Raw genomic sequence first — 15913 nt, forward strand, 5'->3', positions numbered from 1 at the left:
TAGTATACCCGTTTTTCTTGTATTGTGCTAGCCAATTAAGAAGTATAGTACGACTTGGGAGGCCGTATTCAAGAGAAACTCTATCTTTAGTCCAGCCTTCATGTAAGACTTTATTAATCATTTCTTGCTTTAAATCAGGAGAATAGTAACGATTTTTTCCTTTTTTGACGAACTCTATTCCATAACGATCAATTAATTTAATCATGTACCTAATATTAGAATTGTTTATCCCAAATATATTTGAAAGCTTCTCTAAGCTATATCCTTGTTTTCTAAGTTCATAGATCTGAACTTTATCATCATAAGTTAATTTCATAATAAAAATACCCCAAAAGTTAGATTTTTTCTGTCTAACTTTTGGGGTTCAGTTCATTCTACCTGTTTTTATTTATTTCTTAGTAGCCACCCATCATTGATGGATCCATAGCTGGCGCTGGTGCAGCGGGTTCTGGTTTGTTAGCTACGACTGCTTCTGTTGTTAGAATCAAGCTTGCTACTGAAGCTGCGTTCTGAAGGGCTGAACGGCTAACCTTAACAGGATCGATAATTCCTGCTTCAATCATGTTGACCCATTCACCTGTTGCAGCATTGAATCCTGTTCCAAGCTCTGCATTTTTCAAACGATCAATAACAATTGAACCTTCATATCCTGCATTGTAAGCGATTTGACGTACAGGTTCTTCCAAGGCACGAAGAACAATGTTGCGTCCTGTTGCTTCATCACCTTCTAACTCCAAGGCCGCAACAGCAGAGATAACATTGACAAGGGCAGTACCACCACCTGCAACGATACCTTCTTCAACAGCTGCGCGAGTCGCATTGAGGGCGTCTTCGATACGGAGTTTCATTTCTTTCAATTCTGTTTCTGTTGCAGCACCAACCTTGATAACTGCTACCCCACCTGACAACTTAGCCAAGCGTTCTTGGAGTTTTTCACGGTCAAATTCTGAAGTTGTTGTTTCAATTTGTGATTTGATGACAGCAACACGGTTAGCAATTGCTTCAGGATTACCTGCACCTTCTACAATGACTGTACTATCTTTATCAACAGACACTTTAGCTGCTTGACCAAGCGCTTCGATAGTAGCATCTTTCAATTCAAGACCAAGATCTTCTGTAATAACAGTTCCGCCTGTCAAAATCGCGATGTCTTCCAGCATAGCCTTACGACGGTCACCAAATCCAGGTGCCTTAACAGCAACTACGTTGAAGGTTCCACGAATTTTGTTCAAAACAAGAGTTGGAAGAGCTTCACCGTCAACATCGTCTGCAATAATCAAGAGTGGACGACTGCTTTGAAGAATACTTTCTAGAAGTGGCAAGATTTCTTGGATATTTGAAATTTTCTTGTCAGTAATTAAAATGTATGGATTTTCTAGGTCTGCGACCATTTTTTCATTGTCAGTGACCATGTACTGTGATAGATAACCACGGTCAAATTGCATTCCTTCTACAACTTCAAGCTCGGTTTCCATACCACGTGATTCTTCAATGGTGATGACTCCATCCTTGCCAACTTTTTCCATGGCTTCAGAGATGTACTCACCAACTTTTTCAGAACGAGAGGATACTGCAGCGACCTGAGCAATAGCTTCTTTATTGGCTACTGGAATAGCATTGTTCTTCAAGGCTTCAACAGCTGCAGCAACCGCTGCTTCAATCCCTCGTCGTATACCAATTGGGTTTGCTCCTGCTGTAACGTTTTTGATTCCTTCACGAACGATCGCCTGTGTCAAGACTGTTGCAGTAGTTGTCCCGTCACCAGCGATATCATTCGTCTTAGAAGCTACTTCTGATACCAATTTGGCACCCATATTTTCAAAATGGTCTTCCAATTCGATTTCTTTAGCGATTGTTACACCATCATTGGTAATCAATGGAGAACCAAATGATTTTTCAAGCACAACGTTACGACCTTTAGGTCCCAAAGTTACTTTAACAGTATCTGCTAGAATATCAACGCCACGAACCATTGCTGAACGAGCATCTGATGAAAATTTAATGTCTTTTGCCATACTTACTTTCTCCTATTATTCTTCAACGATTGCCAAGATACTAGATTCACCCACGATGAGGTATTTTTCATCCCCATCTTTAACATCAATACCTGCATGAGCTTCAACTAAAACATGATCTCCAGCTTTTACACTTGGAGAGACTAACTCACCGCTCAAGGTACGAACACCTTGTCCAGTAGCCACTACTATAGCTGTTTTCGTTTCTTCTTGGGCTGATTTTGCGAGGACAAAGCCTCCAACAGTTTGTTCTTTTTCTTCAATTTTCAAGACCACACGGTCTCCTAATGGTTTCAACATCTGTTTTCCTCCATAATACAATCATATTATTAGCACTCTTTACACACGAGTGCTAAACCATAGTTCTATTGTATCACTTGGTCAAAAATAGTCAAGAAAAAAGTCTGATTTGTAGTAAAAAAAGAGTTGGAGAAAAATCTCAAACTCTTTTCATTTTAGAATGGAAGTTCCTCCTCTTCCAAGACCAGGTCTACCAAATCTTGTCCTGCATTATTTTCACGTATAGCACGTTGGGCACGGCTTTCTAAGAGTTGGAAACCCGTACAGAGAACTTCTGTTACATAGTTGGTCTGGCCATTCTTCTCAAACTTACGGGTACGAAGTTCCCCATCCACAGAAATAAGACTGCCTTTGCTTCCATAACTCGCCAAGGTTTCAGCAAGCTTGCCCCAGACTACAATATTGATGAAGTCTGCTTCACGTTCCCCGTTTTGGTCTTTGTAACGACGATTTACTGCGATAGTTGCTCGTGCAACGGACTTGTCATTGTTGGTTTTGTGCAATTCTGGTGTTGCCACAATTCTTCCAATAAGAATAATTTTATTATACATTTTTTCATCCTCCTACTTATCTATTCGAAGGAATTCAAAAAAAGTTACAAACTTTGTAACTTTTTTAAATAATATTAATCTCTATGAATCATAAATCCAGTTGCCTGTTGATTGGCCATGATGGTCATATCTGTGATTTGTACACGTCGTGGTTGACTGGTCACATAAACTACAGTATCAGCGATATCTTGCGCCTGCAAGGCTTCAAATCCCTGATAGACTGTCGCAGCCCGTGCCTCATCTCCATGAAAACGGACCTTTGAAAAATCAGTTTCTACAATACCAGGTTGAATAGTGGTCACTTTGATATCAGTCGCAATGGTGTCAATCCGAAGCCCGTCTGAAAAAGTTTTAACTGCAGCCTTGGTTGCTGAATAGACTGCTGCACCAGCATAGGCGTAGATACCTGCAGTAGATCCCATATTGATGATATGGCCTTGATTAGCTGATACCATGGCAGGCAAAATACAGCGTGTAACTGCCATTAAACCCTTGACATTGGTATCCAGCATGGTCAACATATCCAACTCTTCATAGTCCTGATAAGGTGCTAAACCGAGAGCCAGCCCAGCATTATTAACTAAAATATCAACCGAACCTACTGCTTCAAGAATTTCTGAACAAACAGTCTTAACCATTGTCATATCGGTCACATCAAGGGGAAAGGTCCAAACTTTTTGATTTGGAAAAGCTTCTGCAAACTCAGTTTTAAGAGTTTCGAGTCTTTCTGTTCGACGCCCTGTAAGAACGATATTTTCACCTTTTTCTAGATAGGCACGCGCAATAGCTTCACCAATACCTGATGTTGCACCTGTGATCACAACATTTTTTGCCATCTTACTTTCTCCTATCTAACTTAACAAATTTAAGCTGTCCAGTGTTTTGCTGGGTCAAATGGTGTTCCGACAACTTGGTCTTCTGACAATTCAATGACACCACGCTTTTGTGGAGCATTTGGTAAGGCAAGTTCACGAGGACTGCACATCATCCCAAAGCTCTTTTCACCACGAAGTTCCCCTGGGAAAATGAGATTCCCTTTTGGCATCATGGCTCCAGGAAGAGCAACAATGGTTTTCAAACCAAGACGCGCATTTGGAGCACCTGCCACGATTTGCACTGTCTTATCATTTCCAACAGCAACTTGACAGATGTTCAAGTGATCACTATCTGGATGTGCCACCATCTCTACAATTTCTCCAACCACAAATTTCGGTTCCTTGTCATTGATAATCTCTTCGGTAAAATCTTGAGCTTGCAATTCTTGGTTCAAACGAGCTACTTGATCGTCTGTCAAGAATACTTGGCCACGTTCCTCAATTTCGAATAAGCTAGAAACTTCAAAAATATTCCAAGCAACAGTTTCACCTGTTTCCTTTAGGAAAATACGCGCCACATTGCCTTTACGTTCAACATCTAGTTTAGCATCGCCACTGTTTTTCACGATGACCATAAGGACATCACCGACATGTTCTTTGTTATATGTAAAAATCATTCTTTCTTTTCTCCTATTTTAATCCTGCTAAAAAGTCGTTAATTTGTTCTTTGGTTTTACGGTCACGATTGACAAAGCGTCCAATCTCCTTGTCCTTGTCTAAAACAACAAGACTTGGAATCCCGTAAACATCCCAAAGTTTGGCTAAGTCCATGTACTCATCACGGTCTACTCGTATAAAGGTAAACTCTGGATTTGATTCTTCAATCTCTGGCAAGGCAGGGTAGATATAACGACAATCGCCACACCAATCCGCAACAAAAAGGAAGACCTTCTTGCCATCCTGCTCTACTAGATTTGCTAATTCTTCGATACTCTTAGAAGAAATCATAAGACTTCCTCCTCATAGATGAGATCTTCATCTTCATAGACAAAGGTATAGTGACGACCATCTTCAAAAATGACACCACCAATGAGACGTTCTAGGCTACTTTCGTACACTTGGACATAGAGTGTCGCAATTTCACCCATCTCTGAAAAGGAGTCACGCACAATAGCGGTCAACTCTTCCTGCGTTTTCATGAGTTTATGGTCATCAGCTACTTTCTTAGCTCCAAAAGCAAGTGCTCCGAGGCCTACTAATGCCAAACCTGTTTTAATGATATTTTTCGTTTTCATGCTAACATTGTAACACAAAAAGATAAGTAGGACAAATCGTGAATGCTATTTTCGTTTGAACTATATGTACCTCATTTCAAGAAATATTGACTCCTATCTCCTCCTATGGTACAACACCTCAAAGTAATGATTTACTTATCCATAAAATTCTAAGGAGACTCTATATGAACAAAGAAAGTTATTTTGACGGTGGATTACTCAGCTTTATTGGACACTCGATTGTCGCTTTTTTCATCATCGCCTTAACTCTAGAAATTGCCACACCTTGGGCCGTTTGTTTTATGCAAGGTTGGAAAGTCAGACATACTGTCATCGATGATCAACGTTTATATTTTGATGGAACTGGTGCCCAGTTATTTGGAAATTGGATCAAATGGTTCTTACTGACGATTATCACTCTTGAAATCTATTCATTTTGGTTAAAAATAAAAACAGAACAATGGATTACCAAGCATACCCATCATATGTAAAAAGTGCGGTTTATAGACCACACTTTTTTTATAGCTCTTAATAATATCTCTCACCAAACAAATCCTCTGGCAATTCATGAAAACCCTTGCCTGCCTTGAAATTTTCAAACTTGCCTAGCAAGAACTGGTAGGCATCTAAGCGGCTTTCATAGCGAATCATGGCATCTTTAGCACGCTCATCTTGATCTTCTTCATAGACCTTTTGGCTTTCCTTGAGCGCCATATCATTAATCATGATTTGGGTATTAACCCAGGCTTCAAATTCCTTCATAAATTCTTGTTCGTAACTCATTGTCTCTCCTTATTCTATTTCGCGATAGTAATCTGTATCAATCTCACGGTATGGTTGAATGTCCTGAACGTATTCTAGGACTCCTTGAAATTTCCCTGTCTCATCGTGTACAGCAGCATAAGTGATATGGACAAACTTGCCCCGTGACTCGGACTTGAACCACATCTCGTACTTGTCTTTTTTCCCTTCACGAAGACCTTGCATAATGGTTTTTACCTTATCCAAATACTTGGGTGGATGACATAGTTCGACATTTCGTCCAACTTGAGACGGTGTCCGCTTGAAAATCATCACATCTGCTGACGTATTGTCATTGTAATACTGGAAGATATCATCCTTATTAACAAAGGTAATCTCCATAGGAAGGTGATTAAGGATAAGATTAGCTTGTTCAACTGAAAGATAGCCATTTCCAAAAGCCTGCTGGCTATTGCGATCTAGCACCGTTTCCTTTTCCTTTGGTGTAAAGGTGATAGTAAACTGACCTTCTGGTGTATCGATCACTTGCTGAACTTGTCCATCTACAGCTTCTGGCTGACTTGGTTCTTCTACACTTTTCTCCTCAACAAAACTTTGACGCTCAGGAACCCATTTCTCAGACGGACGGATAATAGCATATCCATAGGCATCACTTTCCTCAGCAATCTGAATCCAGTCATCCTGGGTGAAGGATTCGAGCAGAATCATGAGAAGAATGGACTCTTCCTTGAAAATCATACTCTCAAATTCAGTCGCAAAAGCCTCAAAATCTGCCTTTACAATACTAATGGATGCTTCTGGTAGTGACCTAACTGTCCCCAAGGCTTTTTGATAGAGTTCCCTAATCTGGTCATCGACTCCCCACATGACTTTTGGAGGCGAATCATGTCCATAACGCTCCATGATAGGAAAGAAGAGTTCTTCCTTGCGCTGGTAGTGGATATCAAATTGACCAACAAGCCCCATCTGACGCACCAAACCCTTGCGCATCTCTGCAAGCATTTCCTCGTCTTCCATAGACTCATATGTGTCTAACAATCTTCGAACACGAATCAAGGCAGCACGGAGAGCTAGATTTTCATCCTTAAAAACACGCACAGGATGACCTGGATGCTCTGTATCTTCAACTTCGACACCCTTAACAGCATTCTTAAAGAGATTGGCATGGACATCACAGAGCTCCATGACGTCTTCAAATGTCACACCTGAGTCAGAGTTCATCAACTCGTGCTCCATGAGAGAAATCTCGATAGCTGATACACCTGTAAAGGTTGCATCAAAGCGTTCCTGAACGGATTCAGGGGAGGCTCCATTATGCAATTCTAATAAAATATCCCGTAGGATATGAATACGTTCATCTGCCATTAGTCTATTCCAATCACTTCGTAACCATTTGCTTCAAGTGTGCGCACAATCTTATCCATAGGAGTTCCCTCCAGCTTAGACCCCTGTTTGAGCGATACTTTTCGTCCGACTGTATTTCGCATCAAAGGATTTGCAAGAGGTTTAAAACCGAGTTCTACTAGGATATCTAAAACTTCTGGATGTTTATCCACCACTTCCGCAACAGGAATAGATACATCAATGATATTGTCCATCATAACCTCCATCATATTCTCTAACAGTTTTTTCTTTTTTATTATACCACAAGGGCAAAGATTAAAAAACTAGCAGTAGAAGACTTGCTAGTTTATTTCGTATAACTTCATTATTTCTAATTATATAGACTCTTCCTAGTAAGACCTCAAAGTCTTATCCTTACCATGATCATCAGAGAAGTTTGAAAAACCAATCTATGATCTTGAAAAGAATCTTATAGAACAGTAATTGGAAGGCGAAAGAGATTAGAAACCAGAGAATTTTTATCAAACCAACAATTGGTGTTATAAAAAGAAGAGTGAAGAGTCTCCAAAAAGATTTCATTCTTTATCCTCCGGCTTCATTAACCAAGTAGCTGTATCCATAAGCTTATCTACGAGAACTAATTTTCCCAAACTAACGACTATGTTTTCATCTTTTTTTATGGTTTCTGCAACTTTTAAAGCTTGCCTTGTAAGAAGATAATTACCGTAGGTTTTGGCCAGTACTGTTATGATCCCCATGTCAATCTCCTTCTATGATTTCCACTTCTTTTCGGATAGTGGCAACATCTCTTTGATATTGTGCTTCATCGTAGTTAATCAATTTGGACAATTCTTTTTGCAATCTTTCTCCCATGGGTTTCATGGTCGCAAAAGTTAAACCACCTGATAGGACTCCACCTAAGATAGGAATAACTTTTCCCATCCCCTTAGCCAATCCTCCCTTGGTCAGATTCACTCCAAAGATTTTCAGAACTTTTTCCAAAATTGGATACCAAAGAGTCTTTGTCAAAGACTTTTTATTTACAATTTTCATCACTTGCTTAGCAACTGTAACACCACCAGAACGAAGTAGAGCGCCCGCACCATTTACTCCCAACATCACTCCCAGATAGAGCAAGAGGGTATTTTTAGCTTCTTCGCTCAGCTCATTTCGCGAAGCCCAGAGATCATCGTATCCGTAAATATAGCCTATCTCCTGAGCTAGTTTCAGTGAAAATGCGTAAAACTGGGCTACATCTGCTGGTATAGTAACCGCCATAGCAAGACCTCCAGGTAGACCTGTTAAAACGGATGTTCCACTTGCCAGCAAAACATTATCTTTAATACAGGCATTGGCCACTCGATCTAAGGTTTCCTGAGGTAATAAAGCTGTCGGCCCTTCTTCCAATAATCTAGGAATATCCTTTGAAGCCACTTCCTTAGAGAATTTGTCCATTAAAAATTTTGACCGGTTCACTTTGACGACAGGAAGTTTTACTACCTGTTGCAACACTTGCATCGCCACATCTTCTTTAGCCATCTCTATCTCCGTTTTTCATTCGTATCAAGCTTTATCTTATCATATTTATGGAATAAATGATATTTTCAAGATTTATTTTATTTTCTGAATTTCTATTTATATAATCTGACTAGACAATGACCGACTTATAGCCACAAAAAAGAGGGTTGCCCCTCTTTCTTAATGTTTATCCAGATTGCGTAGCATCTCGTCAATCTTGTTTCCATATTCGATGGATTCGTCTTTGACGAAAGTTAAGTCTGGAATTTTGTACAATTTCAAATTGCGACCAAGTTCACGTTTGATAGTACCAGTTGCTTTTTCAAGTCCGACTTGAGCTTTTTGATTATCTGAAGCCAGGTTACTCAAAATAGTGTAGTAGACCTTAGCAACAGACAAGTCACCTAGCATCTGAACATCAGTGATAGTCACACCTTGGACACGTGGATCACGGACTTTCTTTTGCAAAATCTCATTGACTTCGCGCTTGATCTCCATGCCCACACGATCCGTACGGAAATGATTTGCCATGCTTCTTCCTTTCTCTCAATTGAACCAAAAGCTAGGCCAGCAGACCTAGCTTTGTCTAGTAGATAGAGGAACTAGAGCCATTTGAATCTAGGAAACAAGCCTTAGATAGAACTACGGGTTCATCAAGGCGCTGTTGACGACGAGTCAAATCGGCTATCGTTTCTCTATTATCGTTTGATTTCTTCCATGATATAGGCTTCAATCACATCATCCATCTGGATATCATTGTAGCCATCAATCATAAGACCACCTTCACGGCCGTTTGTAACTTCTTTAACGTCATCTTTATAGTGTTTCAAGCTAGCTAGAGCACCATCGTAAATAACAACACCATCACGGATAACACGGACTTTAGAGTCACGGGTAACTTTACCGCTGGTAACCATGAATCCTCCGATTGTTCCCACTTTAGATACCTTGAAGGTTTCGCGGATGATCGCTTCACCAATAATTTTTTCTTTAAATTCTGGGTCAAGCATCCCTTTCATGGCTTCTTCCATCTCTTCAATCACCTTGTAGATGATGCTGTGGAGACGGATTTCTACATCGTCAGCTTCTGCTTGTTGACGAGCTTGTGGTGTAGGACGCACGTTGAAACCAACGATAAAGGCATTTGAAGCCTCGGCAAGAGTCACGTCAGATTCATTGATGGCACCGACAGCTGCATGGACGATAGTAACTTTCACGCCTTCCACATCAATCTTTTGAAGTGATGCAGAGAGAGCTTCAACAGAACCTTGTACGTCGGCTTTGATGATGACATTAACTGACTTGAGTTCTCCTGCTTTAAGGGTATCAAAGAGATTTTCAAGGCTGACACGTTGTGTAGCTTGACGTTGCTTCATAAGAGCACGTTTAGCACGTTCTTCACCAGCTGCACGAGCAGATTTTTCATCCTCGTAAACGGCAAAGTGGTCACCGGCCATTGGCGCTTCGTTCAAACCAGTGATCGATACTGGTGTTGATGGGCCTGCAACCTTCACACGACGTCCAAGGTCGTTGGTCATGGCACGAACACGTCCGAAAGTATTTCCGACAACGATTGGATCTTGAACGTTCAAAGTACCTTGTTGAACAAGGAGGGTTGCAACCGCACCTTTACCTTTATCCAAACGGGCTTCGATAACAGTACCGATGGCGCGAACTGTTGGGTCTGCTTTGAGTTCTTGGATTTCAGCCACAAGAAGTACAGTTTCCAAGAGTTCATCGATATTTTGGTTGAACTTGGCTGAGATTTCTACAAACTCAGAATCTCCACCCCAAGCTGTTGACATAACACCATGTTCAGCCAATTCACCGATAACACGTTCTGGGTTGGCACCTGGTTTATCGATTTTATTGATAGCTACGATGATTGGGACATTAGCTGCTTTTGAGTGGTTGATGGCTTCGATAGTTTGAGGCATTACCCCGTCATCTGCCGCTACGACCAAGATGGTAATATCGGTAACAGAGGCACCACGCGCACGCATAGAGGTAAAGGCTGCGTGTCCTGGTGTATCAAGGAAGGTAATCTTCTTACCATTTTCCTCAATCTGATAGGCACCGATATGCTGAGTGATACCTCCGGCTTCACCTGTTGCAACACGAGAATTACGAAGGGTATCCAAAAGGGTTGTTTTACCATGGTCAACGTGTCCCATGATCGTTACAACTGGTGGACGCTCTACAAGTTCATCTTCATTGAGATAACCCTCTTCAGCAAAGAAACGTTCAATATCAGCATTGTCGACTTCAACCTTTTGTTTCGCATCAATACCGTAATCTACCATGAGGAGTTCGATTGTTTCACCGTCCAAGGACTGGTTTTGTGTCGCCATCACACCCATCATGAAGAGTTTCTTAACAATCTCAGCTGGTTCACGTTTGATACGTTTTGCGATTTCCGCAACTGTCATACCATCTGTATATTCAAATTCTGTTGGCAATTCATGGAACTTACGCTCTGTAACAGGTTTTGGTGCCTGATTACGGTTATTTTTGTTATTGCCTTTTTTATTCTTTTTGTTGTTGTTCCAGTTACTATTTCTTTGATTTCTCACTTGATTTTGACTACTTCGATTCTTTTGTTGTTTTCTAGGACCATCTTCTTCGTGATCGAAATCATCACGTTCTTTGTCTGGTCGGGCTTGTTTCTTACGACGTGTATCCACTACAGGTTCTTTAGCTGCAGGAGCTACTTCAACCACTGGTTGAACTTGCTGTACTTGTTCAGCCAATTTAGCAGCTTCTTCAAAGATTTCCTCAGGTTCCTTGCGTTTGTTTGCTTGGGCCAAGGCTTCTTTAGCTGCTTGAGATTGTTTGAAGCGTTCCTCACTTGAACGAGCATATTCTGCATTTTGCTCTGCCTTTAGAGCAGCTGCACGGGCTTTAAAGTCAACACGTGGGCCTGATTGATTTGGACGTTTGTCCTCTTGCTTGCGGCGATCATTTCCACGATTTTGCTGACCTTGCTGTTTCTTAGCTTGGTCATTAAAGCGACGATTGTCGCGATTGCCTTGACCTTGTTTACCACCATTACGGTCATCATTTTTTTGACGATTCCCATTTTGTTGGTGGTCACGGTTATTGCCCTTATTTTGCTTGCGTCGTTCAGCCTGCTCTTTTGCACGTGCTTCACGCTCAGCCTTAAAGTTTCGACTCTGCGGTTTTACTGGCGCCACTCTTTCTTCTTTAGGGGCAACCGCTGCTGCTGGTTTTGCCTCTTCCTTAGCTACAGCTGGTTTAGCTGGCTCAGATTTTTCGGCTTTCTTTTCTGTACTTGCTTTTGGTTCTGCAGGTTTTGCTTCTACTTTCGGAGCAGCAGACTTAAAGCTGGCAGCGATTTTTGCAGCGACAGCTTCTTCCACACTTGATGAGTGACTTTTCACATCCAAGCCCAACTCTTTTGCACGCGCTACAACTTCCTTACTTTCTTTTCCAAGTTCTTTTGCGATTTCGTACAATCTTTTCTTAGACAAATCATGTCCTCCTCTTCTATTCCATAAGAGACCTCATTTTCTTTGTAAATCCAGCATCTGTCACAGCCAAAACCTTTCTTGATTTTCCGACTGCTATGCTTAATTCCAGTGTTGAAAACACGGTAATAACTTCTACTTGATAATAATGACTTTTATCCTGAATCTTCTTGGTCAAGTTGGGAGCGGCATCATGAGCGAGAAATACCAGCTTTACTTTCTGGTCTTGAATGGCCTTGACAACCATTTCTTCACCCGAGATGATTTTCCCTGCTCGTTGAGCAAGTCCCAAGAGATTGGTAATTTTTTGCTTATTCAAGTCCTAACTCTCTTCTTTTCACTTTGTGATCGACATAGGCAATCAACTCGTCATAAAAGCTTTCTTCAACTTCCATACTAAAGCTACGGTTAAAGACTTTTTTCTTTTTGGCCTCAAGGGCTTCTGCATTGTCTAGCTTGATATAAGCGCCACGACCATTAGCCTTGCCTGTTGGGTCGATAAAGACCTGTCCTTCTTTGTTCTTGACAATACGGAGTAAATCTCGCTTATCAATCACTTCATTAGAAACAACAGACTTGCGCAAAGGGATTTTTCTAGTTTTCATCCTTCCCTCCTCTAATCAGCTCTTATTCTTCGACCAATTCGTCTGTTTCTACCTGGTCAGCTTGTTCTGCTGCTTCCATGGCTTCAAACTCACTTGCAGACTTGATATCGATACGATATCCTGTCAAATGAGCTGCCAAGCGAACGTTTTGTCCACGGCGACCGATGGCAAGAGAAAGCTTGTTATCTGGCACAACGACCAAGGCACGCTTGCTGTCGTTTTCATCAAAGATAACTTGGTCAACTTCAGCAGGAGCGATAGCGTTGTAGATAAATTCAGCTGGATCAGCAACCCATTCGATAACGTCGATGTTTTCTTCGATTGGCACCATACGATCGCTCTTGGCATCGTAGCGAGCTGGGTGGAATTTGCTAGTGATTTTCTTAATGTTAGCTCCACCACGTCCAACGATTGTACCAATGGCGTCCACGTTTGGATTGTGACTGCGAACGGCAACTTTAGTACGGTCACCAGCTTCACGAGCAACACTCATGATTTCAACAGTTCCGTCATAGACTTCTGGAATTTCTTGCTCCATCAATCGTTTGATCATTTCTGGATGGCTACGGCTTACAAAGACGTTCACTCCGCGAGGATTGTCTTCAACCTTGTAGACATAAACTTCGATACGATCATGAGAAGCAAAAACTTCTCCAGGGATTTGGTCTTGTTTTGACAATTGAGCTTCGATGCTGCCAAGGTTGACATAGATAAAGCGATTGTCAAAACGTTCTACCGTACCAGACATGATTTCTTGCTCATGCTCTTTGTAAGTATTGTAGGTAATGGCACGTGTTTGCTTACGCATTTTTTCCATGATAGTTTGTTTGGCAGATTGAGCTGCTACACGACCAAACTCACCTGGTGCTTCTTCAAATTTAATCTTGTCCCCAAGCTCGTAAGCTGAGTTAATGGCAAGAGCATCTTTTAAACTGATTTCCAAACGGCTATCAAATACTTCATCAACAACTTCACGGACAGTATAAACTGTAAAGTCACCTGTCTTTTCGTTGAAATCAATGGCTACGCTGTCTGATTGACCATAACGTCTGCGATAAGCTGAGCGAAGTGATTCCACCACTGCATCAATGATGTCTTCTTTTTTGATTCCCTTGTCTTCTTCCAAAATGCGGAAGGCCTCTAGCATTTCTTTACTCATCTTCTATTCACTTTTGAATCTTCAAAAGCTTCCTTTCTTTTACTATAATTTTACTGCTAAACGTGCTTTTGACACCAAACTGTATGGGATTTGGACCGTTTTCTTACGTGTCTTGTCCATATATTCCATAGTCAACTCATCCTCTTCAAAGGCTAGCAAGTTTCCTTCAAAGACCTTTTGCTTATCGATAGCTTGGTAAAGACCAACATGGATGTATTTCCCGACTGCTCCAGCGACCGCTTCCTTGGTTTTCAAAGGACGTTCCAAGCCTGGGCTGGTGATTTCTAGGAAATATTGTTCAGGGAAGGGATCTGGCTTGATAGTATCTAGGACAGGACTGATAATCTCTGTCAAGTCCGCTGTGTCGTTCAAGGTAATTCCCTCTGGTTTATCTACAAAAATACTAAGAATCATGTCACTGCCAATCTTTCCGTACTCGATATCAACGAGTTCAAAGGGAGCTTCAATGACAGGTTCTACGACTTCTCTGACTAATTCTACGATAGTTGCGATTGCGTCCACCTCCTCATAAGCAAGAGGCGAAGATATTTCCCCGCCTCACTTTCTCATATTCTTACTTACAGTATAGCACTTTTGACTACTTATGTAAAGTATAAGCACTCAGAAGGCTTGATTTTAAGCTTTTTCTTAAAATTCTGCACGATTTTCCAGAAAAGAATCTATTATGGAGAGACGAGAGTGTCCCCACCGAGCAATCTGAATTCCTTACAAATCAACCACCCTCATCAAAACAACAGATCCTTTTCAATCTTTCACCTCTTTTGACTGTGAAATTCCTAATAACCCCAAATCATATTTCCATGATAAAATGCGTCTCACAGACTCATCAATACGCTCTTCTGTCAGCTCTCCTGAGGAGACTTTCTTTAATAAATAGGGAATCTGAGTTTGGTACGAAGATCCTAAAATCAAATCATTACCCGCTAAAATTGCTTGAAGGGCAGCTTCATCCTGATTGACAAAATCAGCCAATCCTGCCATATCGAGATCATCCGTCATAATAACTCCATTGAAGTGGAGTTCCTTGCGAAGAATATCATTGATTTTTGGTGAGATCGATGACGGAACAGTATCAATCTTGGATAGAATATTGTGCGAAACCAAAACACTATCCGCACCTGCATCTATGCCAGCTTGAAAGGGGAGAAAATCTGCTTGTCTTAATTCATCCAGAGAACGGTTGTCTTGGATAATAGCAGTATGGCTATCTCCATTATCACCATATCCAGGAAAATGCTTCAAGGTTGACCCAACCTTAGTCTTTCCAAGTTCTTCTACAACCTCCTTAACATAACTTGCAGTCGTTTGGGCATCTTGTCCAATGGTTCGATCATAGATGAAGGCTGATGGATTGCTGGCAAGATCTGCAACTGGAAAGAGTCCAGCATTGATGCCAACAGATTTTAGTAGCTCTGCCTTCTGCCTAGTATCAGAACGTATTGCCTCCATCCCACCCTTTTGATAAAGTTCCAAAGGAGATTGGAAAGGAGTCTCTAAAATCGAACTGATACGAGTCACGGTTCCGCCTTCTTCATCTGAACCAATCAATAAAGGAATCTTTGAAGCAGCTTGGTAGCGATCTGTCAAAACCTTCATATCCTCTAGGGTTTGTCCTTGAAAATCTCTCCCAAACAAGAGATAACCTCCAAAATGATAGGACTGAAGGTCTTCTAGCTGATGACTAGAAGGAACCCTAGCCCAGAACAACTGGCCTACTTTTTCTTCCAAAGTCATCGAGACTAATCTTTCTTCAATAACCTTATTCTTCTCTGTTTCACTAGTTTGAGTAGCTTTCTCAGTTTTTTCTACTTGCGACTCCACTTGTCTATGATATTGATGGTCGGAAAAAATCAAACCACCTATCACAAGGAAAAAGAAAAGATAGACTACAATCGGTTTTATTCTTCTTCTCATAACACCTTCATTATACCACTTATCCGGTTGCAAGTATACACTTACCAAAATCTCCAATGAACTAACATCAAACTAAAAAGGCTTAGCTCTATGTACCGAACTAAACCCTTGATAAAATTATATATCTAACTTTTTGGTTATGATAGA

At 41.1% G+C, this 15913-nt stretch carries 20 protein-coding genes and 1 pseudogene; 1 reads left to right on the forward strand and 20 read right to left on the reverse strand.

The window, feature by feature from the left end:
• From QM877_RS08655 to QM877_RS08690, 8 genes and pseudogenes are all read right to left on the reverse strand, one after another.
• Nucleotides 1-316: pseudogene (locus tag QM877_RS08655) on the reverse strand (IS3 family transposase); the annotation flags it as partial.
• A 79-nt stretch (nucleotides 317-395) separates the two neighbouring features.
• Nucleotides 396-2015, reverse strand: coding sequence for a chaperonin GroEL (gene groL, locus QM877_RS08660; RefSeq protein WP_075228501.1), 1620 nt, complete (start codon nucleotides 2013-2015; stop codon nucleotides 396-398).
• Nucleotides 2016-2030: 15 nt separating this feature from the next.
• Nucleotides 2031-2315, reverse strand: a complete 285-nt coding sequence (gene groES / locus QM877_RS08665; RefSeq protein WP_281335169.1) for a co-chaperone GroES — start codon at nucleotides 2313-2315, stop codon at nucleotides 2031-2033.
• A 155-nt stretch (nucleotides 2316-2470) separates the two neighbouring features.
• On the reverse strand, nucleotides 2471-2866 hold the full coding sequence (locus QM877_RS08670; protein ID WP_414318158.1) for a single-stranded DNA-binding protein: 396 nt from the start codon (nucleotides 2864-2866) through the stop codon (nucleotides 2471-2473).
• Nucleotides 2867-2940: 74 nt separating this feature from the next.
• On the reverse strand, nucleotides 2941-3702 hold the full coding sequence (locus QM877_RS08675; RefSeq protein WP_414318159.1) for an SDR family NAD(P)-dependent oxidoreductase: 762 nt from the start codon (nucleotides 3700-3702) through the stop codon (nucleotides 2941-2943).
• A gap of 29 nt (nucleotides 3703-3731) precedes the next feature.
• Nucleotides 3732-4358: a YtpR family tRNA-binding protein gene (gene ytpR, locus QM877_RS08680; protein ID WP_414318160.1), complete on the reverse strand. Its 627-nt coding sequence runs from the start codon at nucleotides 4356-4358 to the stop codon at nucleotides 3732-3734.
• 13 nt (nucleotides 4359-4371) lie between these two features.
• Nucleotides 4372-4689, reverse strand: coding sequence for a thioredoxin family protein (locus QM877_RS08685; RefSeq protein WP_414318161.1), 318 nt, complete (start codon nucleotides 4687-4689; stop codon nucleotides 4372-4374).
• Nucleotides 4686-4976 (reverse strand): DUF4651 domain-containing protein, encoded by a 291-nt coding sequence (locus tag QM877_RS08690; RefSeq protein ID WP_414318162.1) that lies wholly within the window; start codon nucleotides 4974-4976, stop codon nucleotides 4686-4688. The genes QM877_RS08685 and QM877_RS08690 overlap by 4 nt, the downstream gene beginning before the upstream one ends.
• A 164-nt stretch (nucleotides 4977-5140) precedes the next feature.
• Between QM877_RS08690 and QM877_RS08695 the strand changes: the two genes are divergently transcribed.
• Nucleotides 5141-5446, forward strand: coding sequence for a DUF898 family protein (locus QM877_RS08695; protein WP_414276280.1), 306 nt, complete (start codon nucleotides 5141-5143; stop codon nucleotides 5444-5446).
• A 37-nt stretch (nucleotides 5447-5483) separates the two neighbouring features.
• Here QM877_RS08695 and QM877_RS08700 read toward each other — a convergent pair whose 3' ends face one another.
• The 12 genes from QM877_RS08700 to QM877_RS08755 all read right to left on the reverse strand — a co-directional run bounded on the left by QM877_RS08700 (nucleotide 5484) and on the right by QM877_RS08755 (nucleotide 15766).
• Nucleotides 5484-5738 carry a DUF1912 family protein gene (locus QM877_RS08700; RefSeq protein ID WP_414318163.1) on the reverse strand — a complete coding sequence of 85 codons (255 nt, stop codon included), beginning with the start codon at nucleotides 5736-5738 and terminating at the stop codon, nucleotides 5484-5486.
• 9 nt (nucleotides 5739-5747) lie between these two features.
• Nucleotides 5748-7082: a DUF438 domain-containing protein gene (locus QM877_RS08705; protein ID WP_414318164.1), complete on the reverse strand. Its 1335-nt coding sequence runs from the start codon at nucleotides 7080-7082 to the stop codon at nucleotides 5748-5750.
• Complete coding sequence (locus QM877_RS08710; protein WP_000368731.1) at nucleotides 7082-7315, reverse strand: DUF1858 domain-containing protein; 234 nt, start codon at nucleotides 7313-7315, stop codon at nucleotides 7082-7084. Before QM877_RS08710 ends, QM877_RS08705 begins: the two co-directional genes overlap by 1 nt.
• A gap of 321 nt (nucleotides 7316-7636) precedes the next feature.
• Nucleotides 7637-7819 (reverse strand): hypothetical protein, encoded by a 183-nt coding sequence (locus QM877_RS08715; protein ID WP_414318165.1) that lies wholly within the window; start codon nucleotides 7817-7819, stop codon nucleotides 7637-7639.
• A 1-nt stretch (nucleotide 7820) separates the two neighbouring features.
• Complete coding sequence (locus QM877_RS08720; protein WP_414318166.1) at nucleotides 7821-8600, reverse strand: hypothetical protein; 780 nt, start codon at nucleotides 8598-8600, stop codon at nucleotides 7821-7823.
• Nucleotides 8601-8759: 159 nt separating this feature from the next.
• Nucleotides 8760-9110 carry a 30S ribosome-binding factor RbfA gene (gene rbfA / locus QM877_RS08725; RefSeq protein WP_075227613.1) on the reverse strand — a complete coding sequence of 117 codons (351 nt, stop codon included), beginning with the start codon at nucleotides 9108-9110 and terminating at the stop codon, nucleotides 8760-8762.
• A gap of 167 nt (nucleotides 9111-9277) precedes the next feature.
• Nucleotides 9278-12070 carry a translation initiation factor IF-2 gene (infB, locus tag QM877_RS08730; protein WP_414318167.1) on the reverse strand — a complete coding sequence of 931 codons (2793 nt, stop codon included), beginning with the start codon at nucleotides 12068-12070 and terminating at the stop codon, nucleotides 9278-9280.
• Nucleotides 12071-12086: 16 nt separating this feature from the next.
• Nucleotides 12087-12386: a YlxQ-related RNA-binding protein gene (locus QM877_RS08735; protein WP_049530127.1), complete on the reverse strand. Its 300-nt coding sequence runs from the start codon at nucleotides 12384-12386 to the stop codon at nucleotides 12087-12089.
• Entirely contained in the window at nucleotides 12379-12672 is a 294-nt protein-coding gene (gene rnpM, locus QM877_RS08740; RefSeq protein ID WP_000857562.1) for an RNase P modulator RnpM, read from the reverse strand. The genes QM877_RS08735 and rnpM overlap by 8 nt, the downstream gene beginning before the upstream one ends.
• 22 nt (nucleotides 12673-12694) lie before the next feature.
• Nucleotides 12695-13831, reverse strand: coding sequence for a transcription termination factor NusA (nusA, locus tag QM877_RS08745; RefSeq protein ID WP_000032287.1), 1137 nt, complete (start codon nucleotides 13829-13831; stop codon nucleotides 12695-12697).
• 42 nt (nucleotides 13832-13873) lie between these two features.
• Entirely contained in the window at nucleotides 13874-14353 is a 480-nt protein-coding gene (gene rimP / locus QM877_RS08750) for a ribosome maturation factor RimP (protein WP_322741480.1), read from the reverse strand.
• A 243-nt stretch (nucleotides 14354-14596) separates the two neighbouring features.
• Nucleotides 14597-15766 (reverse strand): glycoside hydrolase family 3 protein, encoded by a 1170-nt coding sequence (locus tag QM877_RS08755; RefSeq protein ID WP_414318168.1) that lies wholly within the window; start codon nucleotides 15764-15766, stop codon nucleotides 14597-14599.
• Between the last annotated feature and the right edge of the window lie 147 nt (nucleotides 15767-15913).

The sequence above is a fragment of the Streptococcus infantis genome, from assembly GCF_047463655.1.
Classification (GTDB): Bacteria; Bacillota; Bacilli; order Lactobacillales; family Streptococcaceae; genus Streptococcus; species Streptococcus infantis_Z.